The sequence below is a fragment of the Staphylococcus sp. HMSC056G08 genome, from assembly GCF_001812305.1.
In the GTDB taxonomy this organism is placed as follows: domain Bacteria; phylum Bacillota; class Bacilli; order Staphylococcales; family Staphylococcaceae; genus Staphylococcus; species Staphylococcus simulans.
The window spans coordinates 1-203 of sequence record NZ_KV808511.1 but is presented as its reverse complement, the minus strand read 5'-3'; the positions used below and the strand labels follow the sequence as shown (position 1 = coordinate 203).

The window sequence follows — 203 nt, the reverse complement described above, 5'->3', positions numbered from 1 at the left end:
GATATTATCGACAAAGGTTATTTAAATGGAGTTCACGATGAAATTGGTGTAGTTACATTTGGTACTGGCTTTGACAGTGACGGTTCCCAATCTGAAAGTTGGTTAGGTTGGGTGACAGATAAAGGTTCGTCAGTTCTTGATGTCCATGAAAAATGTGAGGTAATTGGTAATGTATTTGAAAATAAAAATTTATTAAGTGAGGA

The 203-nt window shown here is 35.0% G+C and carries 1 protein-coding gene; it reads left to right on the top strand.

Annotated features, from left to right (window positions below; genetic code table 11):
- On the top strand, positions 1–203 hold a 203-nt coding region (locus HMPREF2846_RS14455), incomplete at both ends, for a hypothetical protein (protein ID WP_176745487.1).